This window comes from Paraniabella ginsengisoli (genome assembly GCF_022513635.1).
In the GTDB taxonomy this organism is placed as follows: Bacteria; Bacteroidota; Bacteroidia; order Chitinophagales; family Chitinophagaceae; genus Niabella; species Niabella ginsengisoli.
In genome coordinates, this window is the sequence record NZ_JAKWBL010000001.1 from 947296 (window position 1) to 967100 (window position 19805).

General features: G+C 38.1%; 19 protein-coding genes, 1 tRNA gene and 2 pseudogenes. 10 read left to right on the top strand and 12 right to left on the bottom strand.

Going from position 1 to position 19805, the window contains the following annotated elements; all coding sequences use genetic code 11:
• Positions 1–38: 38 nt before the first annotated feature.
• From MKP09_RS05345 to MKP09_RS05355, 3 genes are all read left to right on the top strand, one after another.
• Positions 39–1553, top strand: a complete 1515-nt coding sequence (locus MKP09_RS05345; protein ID WP_240826761.1) for an arylsulfatase — start codon at positions 39–41, stop codon at positions 1551–1553.
• On the top strand, positions 1540–1710 hold the full coding sequence (locus MKP09_RS05350) for a hypothetical protein (RefSeq protein WP_240826762.1): 171 nt from the start codon (positions 1540–1542) through the stop codon (positions 1708–1710). Before MKP09_RS05345 ends, MKP09_RS05350 begins: the two co-directional genes overlap by 14 nt.
• A 130-nt stretch (positions 1711–1840) precedes the next feature.
• Positions 1841–2977, top strand: coding sequence for a lipase family protein (locus MKP09_RS05355; protein WP_240826763.1), 1137 nt, complete (start codon positions 1841–1843; stop codon positions 2975–2977).
• A gap of 122 nt (positions 2978–3099) precedes the next feature.
• On the opposite strand, the gene MKP09_RS05360 is transcribed toward MKP09_RS05355, so the two are convergent.
• From MKP09_RS05360 to MKP09_RS05375, 4 genes are all read right to left on the bottom strand, one after another.
• Positions 3100–3184 (bottom strand) — tRNA-Ser (locus tag MKP09_RS05360).
• Positions 3185–3323: 139 nt separating this feature from the next.
• Positions 3324–4682, bottom strand: coding sequence for a hypothetical protein (locus tag MKP09_RS05365; RefSeq protein ID WP_240826764.1), 1359 nt, complete (start codon positions 4680–4682; stop codon positions 3324–3326).
• Complete coding sequence (locus MKP09_RS05370) at positions 4679–5338, bottom strand: RNA polymerase sigma factor (RefSeq protein WP_240826765.1); 660 nt, start codon at positions 5336–5338, stop codon at positions 4679–4681. Before MKP09_RS05370 ends, MKP09_RS05365 begins: the two co-directional genes overlap by 4 nt.
• 171 nt (positions 5339–5509) lie before the next feature.
• On the bottom strand, positions 5510–6232 hold the full coding sequence (locus MKP09_RS05375) for a DUF4397 domain-containing protein (protein ID WP_240826766.1): 723 nt from the start codon (positions 6230–6232) through the stop codon (positions 5510–5512).
• A 449-nt stretch (positions 6233–6681) separates the two neighbouring features.
• Here MKP09_RS05375 and dnaK point away from each other — a divergent pair.
• The 4 genes and pseudogenes from dnaK to MKP09_RS05395 all read left to right on the top strand — a co-directional run bounded on the left by dnaK (position 6682) and on the right by MKP09_RS05395 (position 12071).
• A pseudogene (dnaK, locus tag MKP09_RS05380) lies at positions 6682–8549 on the top strand (molecular chaperone DnaK).
• A gap of 393 nt (positions 8550–8942) precedes the next feature.
• A pseudogene (locus tag MKP09_RS05385) lies at positions 8943–10216 on the top strand (MATE family efflux transporter).
• Between the two features lie 351 nt (positions 10217–10567).
• A complete protein-coding gene (locus MKP09_RS05390) occupies positions 10568–11197 on the top strand; it encodes a hypothetical protein (protein ID WP_240826767.1) in 630 nt (209 codons plus the stop codon).
• Between the two features lie 31 nt (positions 11198–11228).
• The gene (locus MKP09_RS05395) at positions 11229–12071 is read left to right on the top strand and encodes a transglutaminase-like domain-containing protein (protein WP_240826768.1); all 843 of its coding nucleotides are present in this window, start codon (positions 11229–11231) and stop codon (positions 12069–12071) included.
• Between the two features lie 15 nt (positions 12072–12086).
• Here the strand turns inward: MKP09_RS05395 and MKP09_RS05400 are convergent, their stop codons facing one another.
• Positions 12087–12578: a peroxiredoxin family protein gene (locus MKP09_RS05400; protein ID WP_240826769.1), complete on the bottom strand. Its 492-nt coding sequence runs from the start codon at positions 12576–12578 to the stop codon at positions 12087–12089.
• A gap of 126 nt (positions 12579–12704) precedes the next feature.
• Between MKP09_RS05400 and MKP09_RS05405 the strand changes: the two genes are divergently transcribed.
• The 3 genes from MKP09_RS05405 (at position 12705) to MKP09_RS05415 (ending at position 14966) form a co-directional block, all read left to right on the top strand.
• On the top strand, positions 12705–13067 hold the full coding sequence (locus MKP09_RS05405) for a BlaI/MecI/CopY family transcriptional regulator (protein ID WP_240826770.1): 363 nt from the start codon (positions 12705–12707) through the stop codon (positions 13065–13067).
• Positions 13068–13173: 106 nt separating this feature from the next.
• Positions 13174–14508 (top strand): M56 family metallopeptidase, encoded by a 1335-nt coding sequence (locus MKP09_RS05410; protein ID WP_240826771.1) that lies wholly within the window; start codon positions 13174–13176, stop codon positions 14506–14508.
• Positions 14509–14552: 44 nt separating this feature from the next.
• Positions 14553–14966: a hypothetical protein gene (locus tag MKP09_RS05415; RefSeq protein ID WP_240826772.1), complete on the top strand. Its 414-nt coding sequence runs from the start codon at positions 14553–14555 to the stop codon at positions 14964–14966.
• Positions 14967–15302: 336 nt separating this feature from the next.
• On the opposite strand, the gene MKP09_RS05420 is transcribed toward MKP09_RS05415, so the two are convergent.
• The 7 genes from MKP09_RS05420 to MKP09_RS05445 form a co-directional block, all read right to left on the bottom strand.
• Positions 15303–15458 carry a hypothetical protein gene (locus MKP09_RS05420; RefSeq protein ID WP_240826773.1) on the bottom strand — a complete coding sequence of 52 codons (156 nt, stop codon included), beginning with the start codon at positions 15456–15458 and terminating at the stop codon, positions 15303–15305.
• Between the two features lie 59 nt (positions 15459–15517).
• Positions 15518–16522 carry a cation:proton antiporter gene (locus tag MKP09_RS05425; protein ID WP_317235254.1) on the bottom strand — a complete coding sequence of 335 codons (1005 nt, stop codon included), beginning with the start codon at positions 16520–16522 and terminating at the stop codon, positions 15518–15520.
• 474 nt (positions 16523–16996) lie between these two features.
• Positions 16997–17539 (bottom strand): hypoxanthine phosphoribosyltransferase, encoded by a 543-nt coding sequence (gene hpt, locus MKP09_RS05430; protein ID WP_240826775.1) that lies wholly within the window; start codon positions 17537–17539, stop codon positions 16997–16999.
• A 15-nt stretch (positions 17540–17554) separates the two neighbouring features.
• Complete coding sequence (locus MKP09_RS27260) at positions 17555–18493, bottom strand: glucosaminidase domain-containing protein (RefSeq protein WP_240826776.1); 939 nt, start codon at positions 18491–18493, stop codon at positions 17555–17557.
• Between the two features lie 39 nt (positions 18494–18532).
• A complete protein-coding gene (locus tag MKP09_RS25495; protein WP_262915125.1) occupies positions 18533–18664 on the bottom strand; it encodes an O-methyltransferase in 132 nt (43 codons plus the stop codon).
• A 29-nt stretch (positions 18665–18693) separates the two neighbouring features.
• Positions 18694–19164, bottom strand: coding sequence for an O-methyltransferase (locus tag MKP09_RS05440; RefSeq protein WP_262915126.1), 471 nt, complete (start codon positions 19162–19164; stop codon positions 18694–18696).
• Positions 19165–19220: 56 nt separating this feature from the next.
• The gene (locus MKP09_RS05445; protein WP_240826777.1) at positions 19221–19589 is read right to left on the bottom strand and encodes a four helix bundle protein; all 369 of its coding nucleotides are present in this window, start codon (positions 19587–19589) and stop codon (positions 19221–19223) included.
• Positions 19590–19805 lie beyond the last annotated feature (216 nt).

Genomic DNA, 19805 nt, shown 5'->3' on the forward strand with positions numbered 1-19805 from the left:
AACATTCATAGCTTTTAATAAACAGTGAAAAAATAAACATGAAGAAATATTTCTTATTTGGTTTTTTAGCAATTACTTGTTTGTGTTGTGCCAATCCCGAAAAGCCTGCAAAAAATAAAAGGCCTAATATCATTTTAATAATGGCTGATGATTTAGGCTATTCTGATTTAGGATGTTATGGAGGAGAAATTCATACGCCCAACTTAGATAAGATCGCAAAAGATGGAATTCGTTTTACGCAATTCTATAACGTATCAAGGTGTTGCCCAACCCGGGCTTCATTGCTTACCGGCTTGTATAATCACGACGCGGGTATTGGTGATATGACAACACAAAAAGATGATCAGGCGTATAAAGGTCATATTGGAAATGATGCTGTAACAATTGCGGAAGTGTTGAAAGCAGCAGGGTATAAAACCGCAATGTCAGGTAAATGGCATGTTTCTAATACACTTACACAACCTACTAAAGAAGCTCAGTTAAAATGGTTGAGTCACCAGGAACAACATCCTTTATTTTCTCCCATTGATCAATATCCAACTAACAGAGGGTTTGAAAAATATTACGGAACTATTTGGGGTGTGGTTGATTTTTTTGATCCTTTCAGTCTGGTGGAAGGAACGGAACCTGTGAAGGAAGTTCCTAAAGATTATTATCATACCGATGCTATTAATGATAAGGCTGCTGGCTATATCAGGGAAATGGCAAAAGGTGATCAACCTTTCTTTTTATATGTAGCGCAAAATGCTCCACACTGGCCTTTGCATGCGTTGCCGGAGGATATTGAAAAATATAAAAATACTTACACAAAAGGCTGGGAGGCCATTAGACAAGAACGTTTCAGCCGAATGGCAAAAATGGGCCTGATAGATCCTAAGGTAACCAAACTGTCGCCCAGACATCCCGCTGAAATCGATTGGGAAGACAATCCCAATAAAGATTGGGATGCGAGAGCGATGGCTGTGCATGCCGCGATGATTGATCGCATGGACCAAGGGATTGGCCGCATATTGACAGCACTTAAAGAAACAGGACAGTTGGAGAATACACTGATTGTATTTTTAAGCGACAATGGAGCAAGCGCTGAATTATGTGAACGCTACGGGCCGGGATTTGACAGAGCAGGACAGACAAGAGATGGACAAAAAATAGCTTATAATACGGACAAGAGCGTGATGCCTGGCCCGCAAACTACTTATTTTTCTATCGGCCCTGATTGGGCTAATGTTGCTAATACTCCTTTTCGTTTATGGAAATCACAATCAACGGAAGGCGGTATTCATACACCTATGATCGTTTCCTGGCCTTCAGGCATAAAACATAAAGGAAGTATTAACACCAGCAGGGTAGGGCATGTGATGGATTTTATGGCAACCTTTATCGAACTTGCTGGAGCAAGTTATCCTAAAGAATATAAGGGTAATAAAATATTGCCACTGGAAGGGAAGAGTTTTGCAGCTTCTTTAAATGGTAAAAAGATGATGGCCACAGTATTTTATTTAATGAGCACGAAGGTGCAAAATATGTACGGCAGAATAATTGGAAATTGGTAATGGCACAAGGACAAAAAAATGGAGCTTATATGATATAACAAAAGACCCTACGGAGTTAAATGATTTGTCCGTGCAATTTCCGGATAAAGTAAAAGCTTTGTCTGATAGTTGGAATAACTGGGCTCATCAGCATCATGTAATTCCAAAGCCCAAATAGGGGCAGCATATATGTAGTAAAGAGCATGCCGCGCTGTTAATTTATTTTCACTTCATAAAGCTTTTTCATAACTTTCCATTGATTTGGCCCGGAACATAAGAGCCCTGTATAATAAATAATCGAAGCTTATATGAAGAAGATCTTAATGATTATGTTCTCTGTATGTCAATTGGTAGATGTTGCCGCAAGTGAGTTGCAGCCCTACTTTGACAAGCAGGAATATATAGAAATGTTGAAGATAAATCAGAAAGCACATATTGCACTAGATAAATGGGTTGGCGATAAAGCCGTTCCTGTTCCAGATCAATACGATTTCATATACAGATCACCAGTTGTGGCCTTTGATAATATTTGGGACTTGTGGGTGCATAAAAATCAAAAAATAGCCGTCATAGCAGTTCAGGGTAGTATTCAAACCGAGGCTAGTTTTTTAGCGAATCTTTATGCAGCAATGGTTCCGGCCAAAGGTGAAATTCAACTTCAAAAGGGAAAGAGCTTTGAGTATAATCTTTCTGATAATCCTAATGCAGCTGTACATGTTGGGTGGTTGGTGGCAATGGCCAACCTTTCATCTACTATAGAAGACAAAATTGATTCGTGTTATAAAACAGGAATAAAAGATTTTATACTGACAGGCCATAGCCAGGGTGCGGGGATCACTTTTTTGCTAACATCATATTTGCTAAACTTAAAAGCACATGGTCGTTTACCGGGCGACATACAGTTTAAAACCTATTGCAGCGCTGGCCCCAAGCCAGGAAATCTTTATTATGCGTATGATTATGAAAGGAAGACTAAGGGCGGATGGGCTTACAACGTCATAAACCCTGTTGACTGGGTACCGGAAGTTCCTTTTTCAATCCAAACCGTTGATGATTTTACAACTGTAAATCCATTTCGTCATGCGAAAAAGATGATCAGGCAGCAAAAATTTCCCAAAAATATTGCTCTTAAATATGTGTATAACCAATTAAGCAAGCCTGGTAAAAAAGCGCAAAAAAGATATGAAAAGTACCTTGGTAATATAGTGTCTAAAGCTGTAAGAAAACAAATACCTGATCTGGTTACACCTGGTTATTATCACAGCAATTATTATGTTAGAATCGGTCCAACAATCGTACTGAATCCCGACGAAGAATATTTTACGCTTTACAGCAACGATCCCAACAATCCTAATGTGTGGCAACATCACTTACCAAAGCAATACCTTTTTTTAGTTGAAAGATTAGAGAATAATGTTGCTATAGCTGTGAGAAACATTTTCTGAAGAAATTAGCAAACCAATTATCGGGAATTTTCTCATGTTTTCATCGCATAAAATTTGCATATACACGAGCAATACTTCATATACAAATAAAACCCGCAGTTAATGCGGGTTTCAGTGGTCTGCGGAGAGAGAGGGATTCGAACCCCCGGACCTGTTACAGTCAACGGTTTTCAAGACCGCCGCATTCGACCACTCTGCCATCTCTCCGGGCGCAAAATTAGGGGTGTGGTCGCAATCAGCAAAATAGATTTTAATTTATTTTATTACTAAGTTTTTTTTGTCAGGTAGCGCAAAAGAAAAAAGACCTACTGGCTGAGGGCAGGTCTAAGCATCATAAGGACGATATTTAGAGATCAAATTTTAAGCGTATCCCGGTGCCCATATATTTAAGATTTTGTTGCGTTACATTTTTCATAGGCACTTTTATAAAAGGCTCAAGTGATACAGCATTCTTGTCAGATATCTTTTGACGATATCCTAAAGATATATTGTAAAAGCCAAGTAATGGTGTATTCTCTGTAGGTACCTGAGAAGGCTGGTTGTTGCTGGTACTCTGTTCGTTAAACATTACAGACCTGTCTTCTTTAAGTGTTCCTTTATTTGTTTCCACCGAAATCTTTACATTTCTGCTGTCGGCAAATGTGTATGTCTTATTATCGTTTATTACCACCAACGCTGACACGCCGGCTGTGGCATACAACTTTTTATTAATGCTATAATTGATTTCAACAGGTATATCTATTCCGGATAAAGAAGCGTCCACTTGTTGTAAGGTCCTTATTTGAGAAGAATTTGCTGTTGAACTATTATAAGTTACAAGTGAATTTTTTGAACCTGCTAAATCAACTGGTGCAGATGCCATAGCGTTGGCAACTCCTCCCGCTGGAGCGGTGGGATCAAAAGCACGGGAGGCCGATAGTTTTGTATGTGCAATCCCTGAACTTATTTTTATTTTATCATTGATAGCATAACCAAGCGAAACACCATAACCCATGTTAATGCCAAGTTCACCAAATAATGGAGATACATAAAGACTCGGCTGCCATCTGCTGTTTCTTTCTGCAGACTGCTTTCTGTCAGATGTTTTTGGTACAGTTGAAGCTATAAGAATATTACTTTCTTTTTCTTTAGGAGTGTTTGTAGTGGTGACGTTGTTTTTGTTGTCCACTACATTGTTTCTCCAAAAATCTACTTTCTTTTCCTGTTGTTTCTCTTCTTTAATTATTGGTGCATTCGAAGCTATTGGTTGTTGTGTTGGTTGATAAGAAGGTGTTACCGGATTAGGTGCAGGTAAAATAGCATTATTGTTAAAAGCGGGTGCTGCAATGGATTTTGTTACAGCCAACTGTTGTTGGTTATTATCAGATATTTTAGGATTTACCTGCGCATTATCAATTTGCGGCAAAGTCTCGTTGATTATCTCATTTTCGATGTTGGTATCCGTGTTGTTTTTAATTACAACATCATACGTTTCAACGGGTATGTCAGTAACGTTGGTATTATTAAAAATACGCGCAAATAAAATCACACCGATAATAACTGCGGCAGCTGCTGTTACCCACAAGGCAATAACAGGCTTCTTCCTTACAGGAATTGCAGTGTGTTTTGCAGCAAACCTTTCCCATGAACCCTCATCGTACGGCTCTTCGTGGCTCTGCAACGCACTTTTTATGTAATTTATAATATCGTCGTTTGGATCTGTCATGTTCTGAAATTTTCGCTATACAAGGCTTTGAGTTTATTTTTTGCCCTGGATAGATAGGAGCGGCTTACGTTTTCAGGAATAGCCAATAAGCCTGAAATTTCCTGGTGTGTAAAACCTTCTATTTCGTATAAATTAAAAATCGCTTTTTGTGTGTGTGGAAGTTTATTTAATAGCTTTAAAATATCTTTTGCTTCTGTGGTCTGCATTTGTACCTGTGCTAAAGGGGGTATCTGCATTTCCGATATATCTTCTTTTCCAAAATCTATTTTCTTTTTTCTTAAGAAGTCAATAGCCGTGCGGGATGCAATTTTGGCAACCCATGCCTTAAACGATGAAGTGATATCCCCGGTTTGACCAAGAGCATTGAAAGAAGAAATATTATTGAAGATTTTAATAAAACTGTCATTTACAAGTTCTTCAGCAAAGTGGTAATCATTTACATAGCGAATCACCACACCCTTTAGATAGCCGTAAAAGCCTCTGTAAAGCGCCTCTTTGTGATGCTCTTTATTGTTTTGGCATCCCTTTAAAGTATGTTCCAGTTCATCTCCGCTTAACGCCAATGTGTGTTTTTTAACCAGCTTATTACCTGCTTCGTTTGAATTTTCAGCCCGTGCTGTTTTATCTGCTGGATATACGTCTTCTAAAATGAGCATCACCGGGAATTAGCTTGTTCCTATCTGTTTTATCAGTAATCTTCTTTATTTGTTGTTTGTGCTTCACCCGTTACCGCTGTAATTTAAAAGATCGTCTATCCTAAAAAATCAGCCATGCTTACTTTCGCAAGCGTAGGCTGATTTAGTTTCATAAAGGTACGGGTCAATAAATTAATGAGCGAAGGCATCCAACTTTATTCGTGTACCGGTTGCCTGGCTACCGGCCCTGTAACCGCCACTCCATATTGTATAAATATTTCCTCTCATCAAATTAATCGGTTCCATTGTTGCCAATAAAGTATTTTGCCCGGTTGGCCTTAATTCGAATACAATATTGAAAGTTGCTTTATAACTGAAAAAATTGCCAGCTTTTTTATAGGTGATGTTTGTAGCTATCGGGTTTGCTTCACCTTTCACATATAAGTCGAGGCCGGAAGCGTCCGGGCTCATATTCGCGAAGCGGATGCGAACAGAATCTTGCCCAGCTGAACGGGTACTGTCGCCTAACGAAACAGCATCCATTTTGGCGGCAGTATCAACTATAAATACGGTGTAATATTTTCCTGCATCAAAACTTAAACCTTTAGAAAACAATGGGTTTGCACTGGCAGCGCCTGCATTATATACCTTTATTTCCCGGTTTCCTGTGTAAGCACGGAAGTATTCTATTCTGTCGGTGTAGTTAAAATAACTTACACCAAGCCTGTTATTGTCAAGTGCAACATCTAAAGCGGGCAACCCTGCTGATGCATGTACAACGCCTACTGCCGCGGCATCCGGCAGATCGTAATAGTCGTCGTTCGATTTTGAGCAGCTAACAAGTACCAGGGTAAGTAAACCCGCGCCTAAAAGGCTGTTTCGGTAGTTAAATTTAAAAAATTTAATTGCGTTCATCTTTTTAATATGTTTAAAGAGGTAGGGATTAAAAAATAAATCAGCTGAATCTATTGGTATATACGTATGCTATAGTAAAAGCGCAACACAGATCCTAAAAAATCCATAATTTTTTTTGACCTGGTCTGACGGTCTCCGTCTGGTCAGCTATGGAGAAGCAAAATGGCGTCGTTTATATAGGATCAGTAATATTCTATCGTTGACGAGTGCGACGCAAGATCGCTGCCATATATTTACTGTCGACCTCATAAAATACCTTATTGTGCCTCAATTTTTGGGAAGACTCTTTTTAGTACTGACATTTTTGCATATTTTCTGCTTCGGCACAATCATTGAAAAAGGTAATTGCCGCATAAACGGTAAATTCTAAAAAACAAAGAAAAAATATAAATATTATGGGTAAAATTATTGGTATTGACTTGGGAACCACCAATAGCTGCGTAGCAGTGATGGAAGGTAACGAGCCGGTGGTAATAGCTAATGATGAAGGCCGCCGTACCACGCCTTCGGTGGTTGCTTTTTGAAAAATGGTGAGCGTAAGGTTGGGGATCCTGCAAAAAGGCAGGCTATCACTAATCCTCAAAACACGATTATGTCTGTGAAGCGCTTTATGGGGCGCAGGTTTGACGAGGTTTCGGAAGAAATAAGCCATTGGAGCTACAAAGTGGCAAAAGGCGACAATAATACAGTTCGTATTGATATAGATGGCAGATTATATACGCCACAGGAAATTTCGGCAATGGTGCTTCAAAAAATGAAGAAAACGGCTGAAGATTATCTGGGCCAGGAAGTGAATGAAGCGGTAATTACCGTTCCGGCTTACTTTAATGACGCGCAAAGACAAGCTACAAAAGAAGCGGGTGAAATTGCAGGTTTAAATGTTCGCCGTATTGTGAACGAGCCTACTGCAGCAGCATTGGCTTACGGTTTAGATAAGGGTGGTAAAGATCATAAAATTGCAGTATTTGACCTTGGCGGCGGTACTTTCGATATTTCGGTACTTGAATTAGGTGATGGTGTTTTCGAAGTGAAATCGACAAATGGTGATACACACCTTGGTGGTGATGACTTTGATAAAGTGATCATGGATTGGCTGGCTGATGAGTTCAAATCTGAAGAAGCGATCGATTTGCGCAAAGACCCAATGGCTTTGCAACGCTTGAAAGAAGCTTCTGAAAAAGCGAAAATTGAACTTTCAAGCTCATCGGAAACAGAAATTAACCTGCCTTATATAACTGCGGTAGATGGTGTTCCTAAACACTTGGTTAAGAAATTAACTCGTGCAAAATTTGAACAATTGGCTGATGATCTTTTTGCGCGTTGTTTGAAACCTTGTGAAGCGGCATTGAAAGATGCAGGCATGAACGCCAGTGAAATTGAAGAAGTGATTTTGGTGGGAGGTTCAACTCGTATTCCTAAAGTTCAGGAAATCGTAGAAAAATTCTTCGGTAAAAAAGCTAATAGAAGTGTGAACCCTGATGAAGTAGTAGCGATTGGTGCTGCGATTCAAGGTGCTGTATTAACCGGGGAAGTGAAAGATGTATTGTTATTAGATGTTACGCCGCTTTCTTTAGGTATTGAAACTATGGGTGGTGTAATGACAACATTGATTCCTTCTAATACAACCATCCCGACAAAAAAATCAGAAGTTTTCTCTACTGCCAGCGATAACCAACCGGGTGTACAGATTCATGTAGTACAGGGCGAGCGTTCTATGGCAAAAGATAATAAGAGCTTAGGTATGTTTAACCTGGATGGTATTCCGCCAGCTCCACGTGGCGTTCCTCAAATTGAAGTAATGTTTGATATTGATGCGAACGGTATCATGCACGTTACTGCAAAAGATAAAGGAACCGGAAAAGAACAAAAAATTCATATCGAAGCGGGTAGTGGTTTAAGTAAAGACGAAGTAGAAAAAATGAAGGCTGAAGCAAAAGCTAATGAAGCTACTGACAAAGCTGAAAAAGAAAAGATAGAAAAATTGAACCAGGCAGACAGCCTTATTTTCCAAACTGAAAAGCAGTTAAAAGAATATGGTGACAAAGTGCCTGCGGATAAGAAAGCAACCATTGAAAGTGCTGCTGAAAAATTGAAAGAAGCGCATAAACAACAAGACATAGCCGGTATTGATACTGCTATGACTGAGTTGAACAATGCATGGACCGCAGCAAGTGAGGATATATACAAATCTGGCCAGGCGGGCCCTGAAGCAGCAGGTGCACAAGCTCAGCCAGGAGACGATCAGCAAGGTGCTCAACCCGGTGGTAACGCTGGTGGGGAAGATGTGACTGACGTTCCTTACGAAGAAGTGAAATAAATATTTCAGAAGCTTTAAAGAACTTTTCGAAAAATACTAAAAGCTGTCTCAATACATTGAGGCAGCTTTTTTATTTAATGATTCCTCCTATCTTTGCGCAACTAAATGCCCAAACAATGAAAGTATTTTTTGCCGGTATCCTCGTACGCACCCACTAGTACAGCCGGATTTTATTTTGACACGCATCAGTACCGAATCCATTTCGGTGCCTGATATTACTTTCATTCATTTATACATTATTACATGACAACGACACATAAGAGTGCTGGTAAAGTAGCGCTATCATTTCAATTATTAAAAGAAGCACTTCAGGGTAAAGAGATTGATTATACAACGGTTAGCATTCGCAAAGCGGTTATCATGCTAGCTATTCCCATGATGCTGGAAATGATGATGGAATCGGTTTTTGCATTAGTGGATCTTTATTTTGTAGGACACCTTAAAGAGAGCAGCATTGCTATTCAAACCGTTGGCCTTACCGAATCTGTTTTAACAGTGATCTACTCAGTAGCAATAGGTATGAGCATGGCAGCAACAGCAGTTGTAGCCAGGCGTATTGGCGAGAAAAATAAGGAAGGTGCAGCACATAGTGCAGCGCAGGTGCTGATCATAGCCTTTTTGGTAAATACAGTTTTGAGCATAGCAGGAATTATTTATGCCAAAGAAATATTGATGGCGATGGGCGCTACTGAACAAGCAGCAGAACATGGCCAGATGTTTACTAAAATAATGATGGGAAGCAGTATTGCTATTATGTTGTTATTTCTGATCAACGGTATTTTCAGAGGCGCTGGAAATGCGGCAATTGCTATGAAAAGCTTGTGGGTAGCAAACATTTGTAATGTGATACTTTGTCCTATTTTAATTAACGGTTTAGGCCCTATACCTGCGATGGGCCTTACTGGCGCAGCAGTTGCAACAGCTACTGGCCGAAGTATTGGTGTTTTATATCAATCCTACCATTTGTTTTGGGGCAAAGGTTTAATGCGGCTGGCTGCCAGGCATTTTAAAGTGGATGCTGAAGTAATGAAGTCGCTTGTAAAAATAGCAACACCGGGCATTTTTCAATTTGTAATCGCATCGTGCAGCTGGATCGTTTTAGCAAGGCTGGTTGCTGTAACCGGTGGTGAAGATGGAAGCGCAGGCTATCAAACGGCTTTAAGACTTATGATGTTTTTTATGCTGCCTGCCTGGGGATTGAGTGGAGCAGCATCTACATTGGTTGGCCAAAATCTGGGAGCAAACGCACCTGGCCGTGCCGAAGAAAGTGTGATGAAAACAGTAAAATATAATGTGATTTTTATGCTTACGGTTTCATTGATCTTTTTTTACTGGGAGATTGGCTGGTTAGTTTTTTTAGCGAGGTAGAAAATGTGCGAAATGTAGCCAGGCAAGCAATGCATATTATGGCGGTTGGCTTTGTATTTTATGGAGTAGGTATGGTGATGATCAATGCATTTAATGGCTCCGGCGATACATGGACGCCAACAAAAGTTAATTTCTTTGGATTTTGGTTGTTCCAAATTCCCATTGCATACTTACTGGCCAACTATTTTGAGATGGGTGCGACAGGAGTTTTTATCGCTATTCCTGTAGCAGAAGGAGCTATAACAGTTGTATCTTTTATACTCTTCAAAAGGGGAGGATGGAAACTGAAGAAAGTATAACGACAAACCTGTCGGTTTTTGTAACATAAAAGAAGCGTGCGATCCTTCGGCAAGTTCAGGGATAAACTGCCGAGGTTTTGATGATTTATAATCGGGACGATAAAACGAGCGTGGCAAGGAAGATGATAGTAGCATTAAAGCTGGCTTCATAAAAAACCTTACATTTATAAGTACATATTAATATATAGATTTTCAACTCAAATTACTTTCAAATAATATGACTTATTGCTTAGGAATTAAATTGAAGGATGGTTTAGTGGGTATTTCCGATACACGCATTTCTGCAGGAACTAATGTTACCACCAGAAAAAAGTATCCGTTCACGAAGATGGAAAAAGTTCTCTTTTTATTATGACAAGCGGGCTGCGATCTGTAAGGGATAAAGCTATTACTTATTTTCAGGATCTTGTTGCAGATGGAATTCCATATAATAAATTGTATGAGGCCGTTAACGCTTTTGGAGAACAAATAAAAAGAGTAGCCAAAGAAGATGAAGCGGAACTGGCAGCGTCTGGTTATAAATTTAACCTGAACGCCATTGTTGGTGGGCAATTGAAAGAGGACAAGGAACATAAATTGTTTCTGCTTTACAGCGAAGGGAATTGGATAGAAATGGCAATGGGCTCGCAGTATGCTATTATTGGTAATAGTGGACAGGGGAAGGCGATCTTAAATCGTGTGCTTGATGAAAATACAACAATAAAGCAGGCTTTAAAGGCTGGTTTTTTATCGTTTGATTCTACACGTGTAAGTTCTAATGATGTTGAGTTTCCGATAGACGTTGTGATCTACGAAAAAGACAGCCGTGATATCATTGAGAATCGATATGAGTATGACGAACTAAAACCTGTATCTGATGTGTGGGCTAAGAAATTACATCAGGCATTGGATGAAGTGCCTGATGACTGGATGGATAAAGCTTTTAAACAAACGGAGACGGATAATAATTCCATTAAAACTCATCAAAAAGAGATCACTTAATAATATTTATACAAAAAAGCCCAATAACAATATGAAGTTTAAGGTTTCAAGTGAGTTGTCGTATAACATAAAGTCTGACACGACATTCTTTTTTAATATACAGGCAGCTCAAACTAAATCTCAAACTATCATTGAGGAGCAGTTGGTTACAAGTCCGGGGAAAATTAAAATAGAGCCTTTTGATTTGGGTGTGCGCAAAGCAAGATTTTTACGTGTGCATGTGACTAAGCCCGGACATTTTAAAATTAATTACACTGCTACCGTTGAGCTTCATTTAAAGTCTGTTCGTTTTAAAAAAGAGTCAGATCTGAAAGCAAATACGATTCATCCTGACGCGGTTTCGTATTTATTTCCCAGCAGGTATTGCCAGGCAGACAGGATGTACAAATTTGCAGAGATGGAATTCAAAAACATCAAAACAACTTATGGAAAGGTTACGGCAATTTGCAACTGGATATATAAAACGGTTCATTATGTAAGTGGAAGTACGAATGCAAATACGTCTGCTATTGAAACGATCACACAGCGTGAAGGTGTTTGCCGCGATTTTGCTCACCTGGGCATTGTAATGTGCCGTGCCTTATCCATACCTGCTAGATATATAGCAGCTTACGCATATCAGCTGAATCCACCTGATTTTCATGCCTGCTTTGAGGCATATATTGATGGTAAATGGATATTGTTTGATGCAACACGAATGGTTCCGCTACATGGGTTGGTGAAAATTGCGCATGGGTATGATGCTGCTGATACTTCCTTTGCAAATATTTTTGGAGAGGCTGATCCGCTCAACGTTGTTGTTAGTTGCGAAGCGCTTGATAAAAAAGCTTTTGAAAACGCAGGGAAGAAATTGAAAACAATAAGTTACGAATAAGTCCATGAACTATTCCTATCTTCCAAATGCTTTTAAAATACTTGGAATACCTAAACTGCCTTCAAAAGTGGAAATCAATTTTTTATCTTTATTATAAAAAGCGAGGTAAGGAAGATTTTTCATTTCGTAATAAGAAGGTATTACATAAGCAATATCTTTTCCCACTGTAATGCCGTGCTTATTGAGTCCGTATTTTTGTGCAAATGCTTTCATTTCCCACAAAGGCCTGGTAGTGGCCATTACAATCTGAATACCTTTAAATTTATTGATGTTTTTTATCAACGCCTCCGTTTCATGTTGACAATGATCGCATTCCGGGCTAAAAAACATGATTAAAAGAGGTTTTTCTTTTTCAAGTTTAGCTTTGAGGTTCCACTTTGTAGTACTGTCTGCAAGCAATAAAACAGCTGGCGGAGGTGTGTTTTGCTGCAGGTACATCGGTTTCTCCTGTGCAGAACTATTAAAACTAAATACCAGCGAAAAAAGAAAGACGATAATATACTTCATTTATACTTGTTTAAAGAATTTGATAAAGGTAATACATTGATGTGTTTTGGTATCATTTGGATGCAGAGGAAATATTTTTTTGATTTTCTACGAAATTATCGTAATTTAGCATTTAAATCGTAAAATATGATAAAGCTTACACCTCAGGAAGAGCAGTTGATGATAGCCATCTGGAAAGTGGGAGAGGGGCATGTAAAGGCCTATATGGAACATATACCTAATGCCGGTCCTTATACAACAGTCGCATCAACCATTAAAAATCTGGAGAAAAAGGGATATATCTCAGGCCGGCTTTTTGGCAACACTTATGTATATAAGCCCATCGTTTCAGAAGATGAGTACAAGAAAAAATTTATGGGAAGTGTGGTTAAAGATTATTTCAGCAATTCATACAAGGAGCTTGTCAATTTTTTTATTGATCAGAAAAAACTTTCCGCGGATGAATTAAAAGAAATCGTGAATATGATTGAAGGAGGGAAGAAGAAGTAGGCCTCTCCTAACCCTCTCCGAAGGAGAGGGAACATAATCTGAAATCTTTAAATCATAAATCCAAAGAAATGCCTGTTATAATCGATTATATCCTGAAATTAAATATTTGTCTCGCGGTGGTATATCTTTTTTACCAACTTTTTTGCGCCGGCTCACTTTTTATAACTGGAACCGCTGGTATTTGCTGGGTTACACAGCGTTAAGTTTTATTATTCCTTTGATCGATATAATGCCATCTCTCGAAAAACGTGCATTGCAGGAAAACGCTATGATGCAATGGATTCCGGCTATCAATTTTGTGCTGCCACAAAAACAGAACTTTTTCGAAGCGCTTTCTTATTGGGATTGGGCTATCAGTGTTCTTCTATTGGGGTCGCTGGTTTTGTTGGTTAGGTTTATGATTCGTTATTATTCTTTTAAAAGAATGAAAGCTAAAGCAGAACTTATTTCAAATGATACAACGAAGATATATCAGCTTAATGAGCCTATTGCTCCTTTCTCTTTTGGCAACGCCATTTTTATAAATACCGAAATGCATAGTGGTGAAGATTTGGAAGAAATTATCAGGCATGAATTTGTACATGTAAAGCAAAAACATACTATTGATATTATGTGGTGCGAGCTATTGTGTGTGCTTAACTGGTTTAATCCAATTGTTTGGTTGCTTCGACATAGTGTAAAACAAAACCTTGAATTTATTGCAGACAGCAAAGTATTACAAAATGGATTGGATAGAAAAGAGTATCAATATTTATTATTAAAAGTAATGGGCAACCGTCAGTTTGCCTTTACCAACCATTTCAATTTTTCATCTTTAAAAAAACGTATTGTTATGATGAACACTATAAAAAGCGCAAAGATCCACTTAATAAAATTTATGTTTTTACTGCCTGTTGTGGCGGTGCTATTGCTTTCTTTTAGAAAGGAAGTGATAAAAAATAATATATCTGAAAAAGAAAATACAACTCAGAAGGAAACTATTGTTAAAAGGGATGGACAAAAAGAAAGCCAGGTATCTCGAAAAGATACCGTGCCGAAGGTGACTTTGAAAACTGCAATTAGTACTGGTAATCCCGATGTAAAACCTTTGATAGTTGTAGATGGTGAAACTAAAGAAGATGGATTTGATATTAACACGATTAATTCAGCAAACATTCAAAGCGTTGACGTTTTAAAAGGCACTTCTGCTACCAGTATCTATGGAGATAAGGGTTCGAATGGAGTTGTGAAAATAACTACGAAACAACACGCTTCGAAACGACCAGCAATAATGGCAAAAAGTTTTAAAATTGGAGAAAATCCTTTATATCTTGTGGATGGGCAACCTATGGAAAGAGAACAATTCGAAAATATAAATCCAAATGATATCGAAAGTATCACAGTATTGAAAGATTCGTCAGCTAAAGCTGTTTATGGGCCAAAGGGGGACATGGCGTTGTAATTGTAACCACAAAGACGATAGCCTCAAAAAATGAAAAAATTATATTGACTTCACAAGGCGGTAATATAAAAATGACCACTTCAGGAAACGAAATTGTTGCGAAGAAGATTACAATGAGTGAAGGGGGTAAAGAGATCATATTTCAGGGTGTTGCTGATGGGCAAGTATTTCCCGAAAAGAATTTAAAAGGCAAAGTGTCTGGCGTACAGATAAAGCCATCAACAGGTATAGAAGAGGTTGTTGTAGTTGGATATCCGGCTAAATCAGACACAAGGGTTTTGTCAAATCCTCCAGCCAACGCTTACTACGTATTAAACGGTGAACATGTAAAACAGAATGACATAAATCGTTTAGCTCCCAATACTATTAAATCTATTGATGTTTTAAAAGGAGACACGGCAAAAAAATTTTACGGCGATAAAGCTAAAGAAGGCGCAATTATAATTACAACAAAATAAATAAAGTATTAAATAGAGCGTATGCGCGGTTGATCCGCGCATTTTTATTGTATTGAATCATTCGGTTCTATCTCAATTATGATTTCTTTTTCTCTGTCAATGCAAAAAATAAACTCATGAGGCCAAAGCCTATCCAGTATAAATAAACACCTACGTGAAAACGCTCGCCCAACCAGCGATGTGTTAAATCGGTTCTGAAATCCCGGAACGTAAAATACAATCCTGCCATGAAAATAATAAAGCAAAATACTAAAACAGTTTTGCGTTTGATTCCATTTAGTGATTTGTCTATAAAATATAAAATGGCACCAATAATTAACATCAGCGCAAAAAACATTAAAGCAGATTGCCACCAGCTTTTAAAAAAGGAGAACTGCTTATAAAAAAGCTAATACCTATTTTTCCTATTAAAGATACACCGGCAGTTAAGCTGCCTGACAAAAGGGACAAGCCAAGTAAAATGAATAATAGTAAAAGATAATTGCGCTTCATGATTTAAGATTTTAGCAAAAAGTACATTGTTTTTATGATATGCTTTTCTTTCGAATTTTTTACTCCCTCTTCTTTGGAGAGGGTTGGGATGAGGTCTGTTTGTCCTTCATTACATTTTTTGCCACTCTGCCAATACTTAATCCTTGTATCAAAATGCTAAACACTACTACCAGATAGGTTACTACTAATAACATATCCTTTGTTTCTGATGCAGGAAGTGACAACACAAGCGCAAGAGAAAGCCCGCCACGCAAGCCGCCCCACCAAATTATTTTAGCAGCTTTGCTATCCATATTTAAAAATCTTCCAATCAACTTTTGAGGAACATAAACTACAATCAACCTGCTAAGTAATACAGTGAATATGGTAATAGCTCCTAAAATCAAGTATTCTGTTTTAAACTCAACTAATAGAATTACAAACGAAATTAATATAAACAAAACGGCGTTCAGTACCACATCAACCAATTCCCAAAATTTGTTTACGTATTCCTGCGATGTGTCACTCAATGCCACCTTTCGTTTGAAATTTCCAACCATAAGCCCCATTACAACCATCGCAAGCGCGCCCGATATGTGAACATAATTGAAGAGAGAATAACCGCCCATCACGAAGGCTAGCGTAAGCAATACTTCAGTTTCGTAATGATCTATCGTTCTCAGCAACGCATGTAACAAATATCCGAATACCAGTCCAACTAAAATGCCACCTAAGGCTTCCTGCAAAAACAATAAACCAAACGCAGAAAAATCGAATGTAGTACTACCAGATTTTACGAGCTCTAAAAGTGCTATGAAAAGCACAACGCCCACACCATCGTTAAATAGGCTTTCGCCAATAATTGTTATTTCAGTTTTTTTAGGAACATTGGCTTTTGTCAAAATTCCTAACACCGCAATAGGGTCTGTTGGTGAAATTAAAGCGCCGAACAAAAGACAATAAATGAAACTGATTTCTACATGTAACAAATGTGCTGTGTAGTAAAACAGCGTTGCAATTATGGCTGTAGACACAATTACCCCAAACAAGGCAAATATTGAAATGGGCCTGATTTCTTTTTTAATTTAGACCAGTCCGTATGCAATGCTCCTGCAAATAGCAGAAATCCCAACAGTATATTTAGAATTATTTTTTCAATATGTATTCCTTCTATTATATCATGAAACCTGTCATGAGGTAGTTCCAACCAAAACTGCGAACTTAGTATCCCAATAGAAAGTATTGTCGATAATAAAAAAGTCCGATCACGAAAGGTAGTTTAATCCATCTTTGATTGATGTAGGCAAATGTAGCGGACAGACAAATCAAAATAATTAAATACGTATAGATAGTCATTAGTTGTTGGTAGTTTATTAGTGTCGTGTCATGCATAAGGTGACTGTCAGGCTGAGCTTGTAAGCCCGTTCAATGCGCCCTTCGGCAAGCTCAGGGTGACAATAGACACGATGTATTATGCATGACACGACACTAGTTTATAAGTTAATAAGTTTACAAGGTGATACTTTGTCAAACGTTCAACCGCCGATTCCCCTTTAGGGTTATGTGGCTTCCTCCAACTGATAAATTTCTTTATAATTTCGGCCCAGCCCGTCATAGTCCAGGCCATAACCTACAACAAATTTATTAGGAATCACAAAGCCAGTGTAGTCGATCGGTACCGGATATTGTGTCATTTCTGCTTTATGAAGCAATGTAACAATTTTTAAAGAAGCAGGTTGTTGGTGTTGCAATTGTGGGAGGAAATAATGAAGTGTTTTGCCAGTATCTATGATGTCTTCTAAAATAACAACATGCTTCGCATGCAGATCAGTGTCAAGTCCAATGGCAGTAGTAACACTGCCGGTAGAATTAAGCCCTTTATATGAAGCCAGTTTAATAAAACTCACTTCGCTGTCGATAGTAAGGTATTTAAAAATGTCCGCAACGAACATAAAAGATCCATTAAGTATCGCAATAAAAACAACTTTTTTGCCTTCAAAATCCCGGTTAATATAATTGGCAAGCTCTTTAATACGGCTTTGAAGCTGCTGTTCGCTTAAATAAGTTGTAAATGTTTTATCATGAACTTTAATGGTATGCATATAACTGGAGCTATATTAATTTTTAACCAAAGAAGTTTTGTCATCGCGTAGCTTCAATTTGGTACCGATAGTTGGTGAGTCGAACTTACTTAGGTTGTTATATTTTAACAGCGATTCAAGTCGAATACCTTCCGCTTGTGCTATGTCATAAATACTTTCTCCGGCCTGCACTTCATGATAAGCTTTATCCGAAACAGTTCTTTTTAATTGAAGAAAAATAAGTGTTCCTTTTTTTACTTTGTCAGCAGGAAGTCCAAAATCGTTCATGTCGTACAATCTACTTAATGGAATATTATAGCTTCGGGCGATATCATTTAAAGAGGAGCCAGCTTTCGCAAAAATTACTTTTGTGTTGTTAATAAGAAAATCATTTTCAGGGTAACTAATAGCAGGCACTTCTTCCATCAAAGCCGGAGCTGCATTGCTAGCTTTGGCGAAATAAGTTTTGACGTCATCATTAAAAGCTAATCGGCCCAGGCCCATCAACGTATAATCTTCCAGGTTGTATTTTTCAATGAAATTAATCAGCAGTTGAGGATATTTTGAATGAGTTGCATAGCCCGCTTTTTTCAAGCCATAAGCCCATCCTTTATAATCTGTCGGATCTAATTCAAACAGTGCCGCATAGCGACTGCGGTTTTTCAGAAAGTCAGAATGGTCTTTGTAAGATTGATCGGCACTTTCATATTTCATGAAACGTTCATTCGGTGCATCGTCGTCGTGCAATACATAAGGTCCGGCATAACCTTCTTTACATTTTATGCCGAAATGATTATTGGACTTCATTACCAGCGGGCTTTGGCCAGCCATAGTTTCATGAATGCCTTGTGCCAGTTTTATAGCCGCCGGAACGCCGGTCCGTTGCATTTCTTCTACGGCTATTCCGCAATAAGTTTTGATGTAATTTTTAATGATCTCATTGTTTTGTGCATAGCTTAAAATGGATGCAAGCACAAAGACAGCTACACAATAAATTTTTTTGTCATCTCTGATTTAAATTTTTCTTATTAAGTAAAGCCCGTCTCTGATAGTTAAGGCTACTTTTTCAATATCCGCTCTATTGTTGATATAATCATTGAATTGCCTGATGGCTTTGGCGCTCTTACCTTTAGCATCTTCTTTCAAAGCTTCGCCATGGAAAAAAATATTATCGGCTAAGATAAAACCATTTTTTTAATGTGAGGGAAAATTAGCTCAAAATAGTTGATATAACCTGGCTTATCGGCATCAATAAAAATCAGGTCCCATTGTTCATTTAATTGAGGAATGATTTCCAATGCGTTGCCAATATGGAGTTTTATTTTGCTTTTATGTTTTGATTTTTCAAAAAAACTGCGCGCAATATTAGCTGTCGATTCTCTGAATTCAATGGTATGTAAAACTCCATTTTCAGTAAGTCCTTCGGCCAGGCACAATGCGCTATAGCCTGTAAAAGTTCCTATTTCAAGAATGCGTTCAGGTTTGATCATGCAGCTGATCATTTTCAGCAGCTGGCCCTGAACATGGCCACTTAACATGTGTGGCTCCGCATGATTTTTATAAGTAAAATCATTTATTTTCTTGAGTAAATCGCTTTCTGCTGTTGTGTATTGATCCGCAAATTGGGTCAAGAGTTCGTAATTCATTCTGCTTAGATAGTAGGTAGTAGTGAATAGGTAATAGGTGCTGGCACGAACAAGGGTTATTTAGTTTCTATTTTTAAATTTCCTATCATTTTACTTAGCATTTTGAATACAGATTCCAAATAATTTTCCAAGCTCGAAATATCCTCTTTCTGTAAATATTCTAATACCAGGGATATTTCAATTTGAGTATCAACTTCTACCAAAGAGCTTCTTGATATTTCGTAAAACCGCTTCCGCTCTGTTTTGGATGTCCTTGCTGAACCTTCGGCAAGATTACTACATACTGATATTGCTGCTCTGCGTAGCTGACTTACTAATACAAATTGCTCTTCTTTCGGATAAGACTTTGTATGCTGATACACTTCCTTTACCAATTGCAATGCAAACTGATAAACCGTTAGATTTTTGTGAGCTAACTGTAACATATTTTTAATTTGCTTTACCCATGTGTTTTACTATATTTTCACTTCCTATTTTCTACTCTCTATTTCCCTCTGCCTTGGTTCGTGTCCCCACGAAACAATGATGAGCATCAACCCCGCCTAATGTACACTATCCTGCTCCAGCATTTCTGCACTTACTGGTTTTGATATGATAAATAATCCAATAAAAGTTAATAATGCATTTATAATAATCAGTTC

Excerpts from the sequence above, each read along its gene's own strand:
- MKP09_RS05355 (WP_240826763.1), top strand. The coding sequence starts at position 1,841 with ATGAAGAAGATCTTAATGATTATGTTCTCTGTATGTCAATTGGTAGAT.
- hpt (WP_240826775.1), bottom strand. The coding sequence starts at position 17,539 with ATGCATACCATTAAAGTTCATGATAAAACATTTACAACTTATTTAAGC.
- MKP09_RS05375 (WP_240826766.1), bottom strand. The coding sequence starts at position 6,232 with ATGAACGCAATTAAATTTTTTAAATTTAACTACCGAAACAGCCTTTTA.
- MKP09_RS05345 (WP_240826761.1), top strand. The coding sequence starts at position 39 with ATGAAGAAATATTTCTTATTTGGTTTTTTAGCAATTACTTGTTTGTGT.
- MKP09_RS05445 (WP_240826777.1), bottom strand. The coding sequence starts at position 19,589 with ATGTTACAGTTAGCTCACAAAAATCTAACGGTTTATCAGTTTGCATTG.
- MKP09_RS05400 (WP_240826769.1), bottom strand. The coding sequence starts at position 12,578 with ATGAAGTATATTATCGTCTTTCTTTTTTCGCTGGTATTTAGTTTTAAT.
- MKP09_RS05390 (WP_240826767.1), top strand. The coding sequence starts at position 10,568 with ATGACAAGCGGGCTGCGATCTGTAAGGGATAAAGCTATTACTTATTTT.
- MKP09_RS05370 (WP_240826765.1), bottom strand. The coding sequence starts at position 5,338 with ATGCTCATTTTAGAAGACGTATATCCAGCAGATAAAACAGCACGGGCT.
- MKP09_RS05405 (WP_240826770.1), top strand. The coding sequence starts at position 12,705 with ATGATAAAGCTTACACCTCAGGAAGAGCAGTTGATGATAGCCATCTGG.
- MKP09_RS05395 (WP_240826768.1), top strand. The coding sequence starts at position 11,229 with ATGAAGTTTAAGGTTTCAAGTGAGTTGTCGTATAACATAAAGTCTGAC.
- MKP09_RS05365 (WP_240826764.1), bottom strand. The coding sequence starts at position 4,682 with ATGACAGATCCAAACGACGATATTATAAATTACATAAAAAGTGCGTTG.
- MKP09_RS05420 (WP_240826773.1), bottom strand. The coding sequence starts at position 15,458 with ATGAAGCGCAATTATCTTTTACTATTATTCATTTTACTTGGCTTGTCC.
- MKP09_RS05440 (WP_262915126.1), bottom strand. The coding sequence starts at position 19,164 with ATGAATTACGAACTCTTGACCCAATTTGCGGATCAATACACAACAGCA.